Origin of the sequence: Shewanella sp. 11B5, from assembly GCF_002836795.1 — a bacterium.
GTDB lineage: Bacteria > Pseudomonadota > Gammaproteobacteria > Enterobacterales > Shewanellaceae > Shewanella > Shewanella frigidimarina.
The window spans coordinates 1-7,797 of sequence record NZ_PJAP01000381.1 but is presented as its reverse complement, the minus strand read 5'-3'; the positions used below and the strand labels follow the sequence as shown (position 1 = coordinate 7,797).

Annotated in this window: 5 protein-coding genes; 3 read left to right on the top strand and 2 right to left on the bottom strand. The window is 41.7% G+C overall.

Going from position 1 to position 7,797, the window contains the following annotated elements; genetic code table 11:
* The first annotated feature begins 29 nt into the window (after positions 1–29).
* Complete coding sequence (locus CXF78_RS08725; RefSeq protein WP_011637353.1) at positions 30–884, top strand: MurR/RpiR family transcriptional regulator; 855 nt, start codon at positions 30–32, stop codon at positions 882–884.
* Positions 885–1,313: 429 nt separating this feature from the next.
* Positions 1,314–2,753 carry a pyruvate kinase gene (pyk, locus tag CXF78_RS08720; RefSeq protein WP_102036537.1) on the top strand — a complete coding sequence of 480 codons (1,440 nt, stop codon included), beginning with the start codon at positions 1,314–1,316 and terminating at the stop codon, positions 2,751–2,753.
* A 348-nt stretch (positions 2,754–3,101) separates the two neighbouring features.
* Here pyk and CXF78_RS08715 read toward each other — a convergent pair whose 3' ends face one another.
* Positions 3,102–5,378: an acyl-CoA dehydrogenase gene (locus CXF78_RS08715; RefSeq protein ID WP_102036536.1), complete on the bottom strand. Its 2,277-nt coding sequence runs from the start codon at positions 5,376–5,378 to the stop codon at positions 3,102–3,104.
* Positions 5,379–5,389: 11 nt separating this feature from the next.
* The gene (locus tag CXF78_RS08710) at positions 5,390–6,031 is read right to left on the bottom strand and encodes a TetR family transcriptional repressor PsrA (protein ID WP_102036535.1); all 642 of its coding nucleotides are present in this window, start codon (positions 6,029–6,031) and stop codon (positions 5,390–5,392) included.
* Between the two features lie 195 nt (positions 6,032–6,226).
* Here CXF78_RS08710 and CXF78_RS08705 point away from each other — a divergent pair.
* A partial coding sequence (locus CXF78_RS08705; protein WP_102036534.1) for a M2 family metallopeptidase occupies positions 6,227–7,797 on the top strand: 1,571 nt, incomplete at its 3' end.

Below are 7,797 nucleotides of genomic sequence, written 5' to 3'. Positions count from 1 at the left end.
TTTAGCTACTTTTTAGCGGATGCTTGCTTATGAATACCCTTGAAAAGGTTCAAAAAAGCCTTACCCAATTTAGTAAATCGGAACGTAAAGTTGCCGAAGTCATATTAGCCTCACCGCAAACAGCTATACATTCAAGTATTGCCACATTAGCAAAGATGGCTGATGTTAGTGAACCAACGGTTAACCGATTTTGTCGTCGATTGGACACAAAGGGTTTCCCTGATTTTAAGTTACATTTGGCTCAAAGTCTTGCTAACGGCACACCTTATGTTAGTCGCCACGTTGAAGAAGATGACACGCCAGAGTCATACACGACAAAAATCTTCGAATCTTCAATGGCATCGCTCGATACTGCCCGTCAAAGTTTAGATACATCAGCGATAAATAAAGCGGTCGATATTCTCACTCAAGCTAAGACTATTTCGTTTTTTGGCCTTGGCGCATCAGCATCTGTAGCCCACGATGCGCAAAACAAGTTCTTCCGTTTTAATGTACCAGTGATATGTTTCGATGATGTGTTAATGCAGCGTATGAGCTGTATTAACTGTAATGAAGGTGACGTGGTCGTATTGATTTCGCATACAGGTCGCACTAAATCACTGATTGAAATTGCCCGTATTGCGCGTGAAAATGGCGCTGCCGTAATTGGCATTACCGCCCGAAATTCACCATTGTCTTATGAGTGCACTCTGCCTGTAACGATGGAAGTCCCTGAAGACACTGACATGTATTTACCGATGGCATCGCGCTTAGCACAATTGGTTACCATAGATGTGTTGGCAACAGGCTTTACCTTACGTAGAGGCCCTCGTTTCCGTGATAATTTAAAACGTGTGAAGGAAGTGTTGAAAGAATCTCGTGTGAACAAGGATTTGACCATCTAAATTGATGGGCGGTGAAATAAACATCTCTTACTGGATTATTATTAAACTGAGTAAATTGTTCGCTTTAGGCTGTGTAACGATAGAGCCTATACTCTATAAATTGATAGTTTTGCATGAAGCTTTCAAGATAACTGATAAATAATTACACAATTCAGTTATGTTTGATCGCGTAAAATTTCATCGACAGCAATCAAATATTGTTCACGAGGCCAAACGGATTAGTCTGTTTGGTTTTTTTTATTGTAAAAATCGCTGTTCTGTCACATAAATTACATATTAAAAACGATCATTTTGTTGGTAACTTTACTACATTTAGTCAGAATGTCTGTTAATATAGTTGCATCATTTAAGTGCTAATATTGTTTGAGTACTTTAAATAACCAAATTCAATTTAACAAAAAATCTTTCTTATCCTTAACGGAGTATCTTATGTTCCGCAGAACTAAAATCGTTACCACACTTGGGCCAGCAACTGACCGCGATGACAATTTACGTAAAATTATCGCAGCAGGTGCTAACGTTGTCAGACTTAACTTCTCACATGGTTCACCAGAAGATCATTTAAAGCGTGCTACGGATACTCGTAGAATTGCTAAAGAATTGGGCAAACACGTTGCTATTTTAGGTGATTTACAAGGTCCTAAAATTCGTGTTTCGACTTTCAAAGATAACAAGAAAATCAAACTTAACTTGGGCGATACTTTCATTCTTGATGCTGACTTAGCAAAAGGCGAAGGCGACGAAACTCAAGTGGGTATTGATTACAAAGAATTGCCTAATGATGTTGTCATTGGCGATATCTTAATGCTTGATGATGGTCGAGTGCAGTTAAGAGTTGACCGTGTTGAAGGCCACAAAGTCTTCACCACGGTTACTGTAGCTGGCCCGTTATCGAATAACAAAGGCATCAATAAGAAAGGCGGCGGTTTAACAGCTCCTGCCCTTACTGAAAAAGACATGGCTGATATTAAAACAGCAGCCATGATTGATGTTGATTATTTAGCAGTATCATTCCCACGTACCGGTGCTGATCTAGATTTAGCTCGTGCATTAGCACTTGAAGCAGGCAGTAAAGCGCTAATCGTTGCTAAAGTTGAACGTGCTGAAGCAGTTGAAAGCGATGAAGCGATGGATGATGTTATCCGTGCATCAGACGTAGTGATGGTAGCACGTGGTGATTTGGGTGTTGAAATTGGTGACGCTGCACTTGTTGCCGTACAAAAACGCTTAATTGAACGTTCTCGCCAACTAAACAAAGCGGTGATCACTGCTACCCAGATGATGGAATCGATGATTACTAGCCCAATGCCAACTCGTGCAGAAGTCATGGACGTGGCTAACGCTGTGTTAGACGGTACTGATGCGGTAATGCTTTCAGCAGAAACCGCTGCTGGTGACTTCCCTGAAGAAACTGTTTTGGCTATGGCTAACGTTTGTTTAGGTGCAGAATTACACCCAAGTGTGAATGTATCTAAGCACCGCATGGATCAACGTTTCTCTTCTGTTGAAGAAACGATTGCGCTTTCTACCATGTATGCGGCTAACCATTTACCTGGTGTTAAAGCGATTATTTCGTTAACCGAATCTGGCGCGACAGCTAAGTTAATGTCACGCATCAGCTCTGGTTTACCTATTTTTGCATTATCTCGTCATCAAAAGACATTGGCCAGCATGGCAATGTACCGTGGTGTACAACCAATTGAGTTTGACTCAACGGCATACCCTGCTGATGAGCTAGCTAAAGAAGCATTAAATTGCATGGTGAACAGAGGTTATTTAGTCAGTGGTGATATGGTACTGATGACTAAAGGTGACGCGATGGAAACCATCGGTGGCACTAACACCTGTAAAGTGTTGATCGTTGCTTAAATAAGCCGAACATAACGAGCAACATTCACTAATGTACATCCAGTGATAATCTCGTTAACGATAAAGCCAATCTTCGGATTGGCTTTTTTATTGGTTATTTTGAACACTAACGATATACCGAAATTAAATGACCTTCAAAGCTGTTACAGTACCCTGCTTATCCGCTTATCCGCTTATCCGCTTATCCGCTTATCCGCTTATCCGCTTATCCGCTTATCCGCTTATCCGCTTATCCGCTTAATCATTCGTCAGCTTACTCGGCTGACCATAAGGTGATGGATAAAAAAAGCCCCGACAGAGTCAGGGCCAATTTGCATCAAAGATTTACATCAAGGTAATCAACTGAGCTTATAGTTCTTCAAAGTCATTCACGTTGATAGCAGCTAGACGTAATACGTCTGCTTCAACAAGCTGTTTATGTTCAGCTTCAGTAATAATGTCTTTTTCTAATGCCAGGTCGAATAACTCAAGCATAGGAAGTTTAGATTTTATATGGCCGCTGCGTTGTGCTTTCTTAAGCTTCTTATACAAATCTTTCGCTGCATATTTAGCTAAGAACGCACTTTCAACTTCAGCAATACCGCTAGTGTCACCGTCAAACTCTCCACAAAGGAAAGTAATGCGGTCACGCGCAGGTCCAGGCTTAAGCATACCTTTGACTAAATCAACTGCATATTTATCACTAGGTGCATTGAAGTGGTTACCTAATGGGAAAATCAACACTCGTAGTAATACAGCAGCGATTTTACTCGGGAAATTACGAATCGCGTCATTAAGCGCTTTAGCCGCTAAATGTAAACGTTCAGTCATCACATAATGCACGGCTGGTAAATCATCTTGCTGACGACCGTTATCTTCAAACAGCTTTAACGTAGCAGATGCAAGATATAACTGACTTAGTACATCCCCCATACGTGCAGATATCATTTCTTTACGCTTAAGATCCCCACCCATAATTAACATCGATAAATCAGTCATAATGGCAAGTGACGAAGAGATACGCGTCATGTCACGATAATACTGCTGCGTTGGGCCACTCACTGGTGCACTGGCAAAACGGCTGCCTGTTAGTGCACTACCAAATGAACGTAATGCATTACCCATCGCATAACCAATGTGACCGAGCAATAATGAATCGAAACGATCTAATGCAGAAGTTTCATCTTCCATTGCAGCGGCTTCCATTTCAGCCAAAACATATGGATGACAACGGGTTGCACCTTGACCAAAAATCATCAATGAACGAGTGAGGATGTTTGCACCTTCAACGGTAATTGAAATAGGTGTTGCCATATAAGCATGACCTAAATAGTTTTTTGGTCCTAATTGGATACCTTTACCAGACTGAATGTCCATCGCATCTTCTAACACATCACGGCCTAGCTCTGTCATGTGGTATTTTGCAATTGCAGTCACCACAGAAGGTTTAACTTTTAAGTCGATACCTTGCGTGGTTAAGCGACGTGCAGCTTCAAGCTGGTAAGTATTGGCGATAATACGCGCCATCGCTTCTTGTACACCTTCAAACAGACCAATAGGCATACCAAACTGCTGACGAACATAACTGTAGGCTGTGGTCGTTTTGGTACACACATGGCCCGAAGCGGTTGCCAGAGCAGGTAATGAGATACCACGTCCTGCAGACAAGCATTCAACCAGCATACGCCAGCCTTTACCGGCAAACTGTGGGCCACCAATAATCCAATCTAATGGAATAAATACATCTTCACCACTTGTTGTACCGTTCATAAACGCCATCATTAATGGGTTATGACGACGACCAATCTCAACACCTTTATGGTCAGTTGGGATCAACGCGCACGTTATGCCAATGTTTTTAACGTCACCGAGTAAACCATCTGGATCGCGCATTTGGAACGCTAAACCGAGTACAGTAGCAACTGGCGCTAAGGTAATATAGCGTTTGTTCCACGTTAGGCTTAAGCCTAATGTCTCTTCGCCTTCAAATTCGCGCAGGCAAACAACACCGATATCGGGTATTGCACCAGCGTCACTGCCCGCTTCTGGGCCCGTAAGCGCAAAACAGGGAATGTCTTTACCAACAGCAAGCGAAGGTAACCAACGCTCTTTTTGCTCTTGAGTACCGTAATGTGTCAACAACTCACCAGGGCCTAAAGAGTTAGGTACCATTACAGTCACGGCTGCACTGACACTACGCGTGGCAATTTTGGCTACAATTGTTGAGTTTGCATAAGCTGAAAACTCGCGTCCACCGTACTTTTTAGGAATGATTAATGCAAAGAAGCCTTGTTCTTTAAAATATTGCCATAACTCTGGCGGGAGATCTTTACGGTTATGGACGATATCAAAATCGTCAATCATGGTTAATGCGGTGTTAACTTGATTATCAAGAAAGTCTTGTTCATCTGCACTTAAGGTTGGTTTACCGTAACTATGTAAGGTATTCCAGTTTGGTTTTCCGCGGAATAACTCACCTTCCCACCAAACATCACCCGCTTCCATTGCTTCTTTCTCGGTAGTCGACAAAGGAGGCAACACTTTTTTGAAGAACGAAAATACTGGACGCGTGATAAATTGCATCCTGATATTACGCACGCCAAAGAGGACAATGATCGCTATAACTAGCAATATGACGATACTCATTTTATACCTTCTTAGTTTGTTAACACTGGGACAGCAACACCTGCTGCCATGTAGGGGATAACTTTACGTATAATGGCTTCAATATTGTTGTGTTCGCCATAATCTGCTGCAGCAATTTCATTTAGTGCATCTGCAGAAGCCATAGTGAACACTATAGTTCCTAGAGTAAAATGCAAACGCCAGAACATTTCTGCCGCAGGAATGTGTGGTGCACTTGCCGATACAGCTTTTACGAACGTCGCTAAATGTTCGCCATAATGTGTGGTAATAAACCAGCGCAAATGACCTTGGCTTTCAATATAACCACGACCTAACAACTGCAAGAAAATAATCGTGCCGCCGTTGCGTACTTTATTAAGCTCAAGTAACGGTTTAATTAAAGCAGAAAAAATCTCATTTAGTGACGCATTTTCAGGCGCATGATGTATACGTTTAATCTCTATCGCGGCGCTTGGCATAAACACATCTAAGTATCTTGCTAATACAGCACGAATTAATTCTTTTTTCGAACCAAAATGGTAATTAACAGATGCCAAATTGACTTCAGCTTTGCTGGTGATCAGTCGTAACGACGTTTCAGAAAAACCTCTTTCAGCGAACAACTTTTCAGCTGCATCGAGTATTCTTGTTTTTGTATCAGTACGGCTTGCCATTCCCAGACCCAAATTAATTTAAACACCTGTTTAAATTAATCATTGAGCGCACAGATGTCAATCGAAATTGTCAGCTTTCTTTATTAATCTAGACAACAGAAATCGTAACAACTGCACCAGATTGTTAACTTATATGCAATGATTGCTATTTTTCGGTACACTGACGCCGATAATAAAAACAAGGATGCAACCAATATGAACTTGCCTTTAAAACGACCGTCTCAAATTGCACTAATTGTCTCAATAGCATTAGGATTAAGTGCCTGTAATGACACTCAAGAGCCTGCTCCCGCTCCAGTTGAAAAAATTGATGCCACTGCAGCAATTAATTTCATTAACCAAGCAGAAGCCGATTTAGCGGATTTGTCGATTGAAGCTAATCGTGCAGAATGGATTTATTCCAATTTTATCACTGACGACACCGCGGCTTTATCTGCCGCAATGGGTGAAAAAGTCACTTCAACATCTGTGCGCTATGCAACAGAAGCGGCAAAATATGCCAATGTAGAACTTGATGCCGTTAATGCCAGAAAACTTAACAGCTTACGCAGTAGCCTTGTTTTACCTGCCCCGCTAGACCCAGCTAAGAACGCAGAACTTGCGAGTATCGCATCTGAACTCAACGGTCTATATGGTAAAGGAAAATATTGTTTTGCTGATGGTCGCTGTTTAACTCAACCAGAGCTATCAAACCTTATGGCGGAGTCTAAAGATCCCGCGGTACTTTTAGAAGCTTGGCAAGGTTGGCGTGAAATAGCAAAACCAATGCGTCCACTATTTGAACGTGAAGTCGAATTAGCCAATCAAGGCGCGCAAGATTTAGGTTACGCCGACTTATCTGAATTATGGCGTAGTCAGTATGACATGGAGCCAGAAGCATTCTCTGCCGAATTAGACCGCCTATGGGCACAAATTAAGCCTTTATATGATTCATTACATTGTTATGTGCGTGGTGAATTAAACCAGCAATACGGTGATGATGTTGCGCCTAAGACGGGCCCTATCCCTGCACATTTATTGGGCAACATGTGGGCTCAGCAATGGGGCACGATTTATAACAACGTAGCGCCTAAAGATGCTGATCCCGGATACAACGTTACCGAACTGTTAGCTAAAAATGGCTATGACGAAATTAAAATGGTCAAACAAGCTGAAGGTTTCTTCACTTCACTTGGCTTTGGCGAGCTGCCAGAATCGTTTTGGACTCGCTCAATGTTTGTTCAACCGCAAGACCGTGATGTAGTGTGTCATGCATCTGCGTGGGACTTAGATAATCTGGATGATATCCGCATAAAAATGTGTATCCAGAAAAACGCTGAAGATTTTACCGTCATTCATCACGAATTAGGCCATAACTTCTATCAACGCGCTTATAAAAATCAACCGTTTATCTTTAAAAACTCTGCCAACGATGGTTTCCATGAAGCCATTGGTGACACGATTGCGTTATCAATTACACCTAAATATTTACAAAAAATCGGATTACTCGAAACTGTACCTGATGCATCAAAAGACATTGGTTTATTGTTAAAACAAGCATTAGATAAAATTGCCTTTATGCCTTTTGGTTTAATGATTGACCAATGGCGCTGGCAAGTATTTAACGGCACCATTAAACCTGATCAATATAATCAAGCTTGGTGGGACTTACGCGAAAAATACCAAGGTGTTAAAGCGCCAATTGAACGTACAGAAGCCGATTTTGATCCTGGTGCTAAATACCATGTACCAGGCAATGTTCCTTATACACGTTATTTCTTAGCACA

What these genes read in the sequence shown, in the direction of transcription:
- CXF78_RS08725 (WP_011637353.1), top strand. Translation starts at nt 30, where the DNA reads ATGAATACCCTTGAAAAGGTTCAAAAAAGCCTTACCCAATTTAGTAAA.
- pyk (WP_102036537.1), top strand. Translation starts at nt 1,314, where the DNA reads ATGTTCCGCAGAACTAAAATCGTTACCACACTTGGGCCAGCAACTGAC.
- CXF78_RS08715 (WP_102036536.1), bottom strand. Translation starts at nt 5,378, where the DNA reads ATGAGTATCGTCATATTGCTAGTTATAGCGATCATTGTCCTCTTTGGC.
- CXF78_RS08710 (WP_102036535.1), bottom strand. Translation starts at nt 6,031, where the DNA reads ATGGCAAGCCGTACTGATACAAAAACAAGAATACTCGATGCAGCTGAA.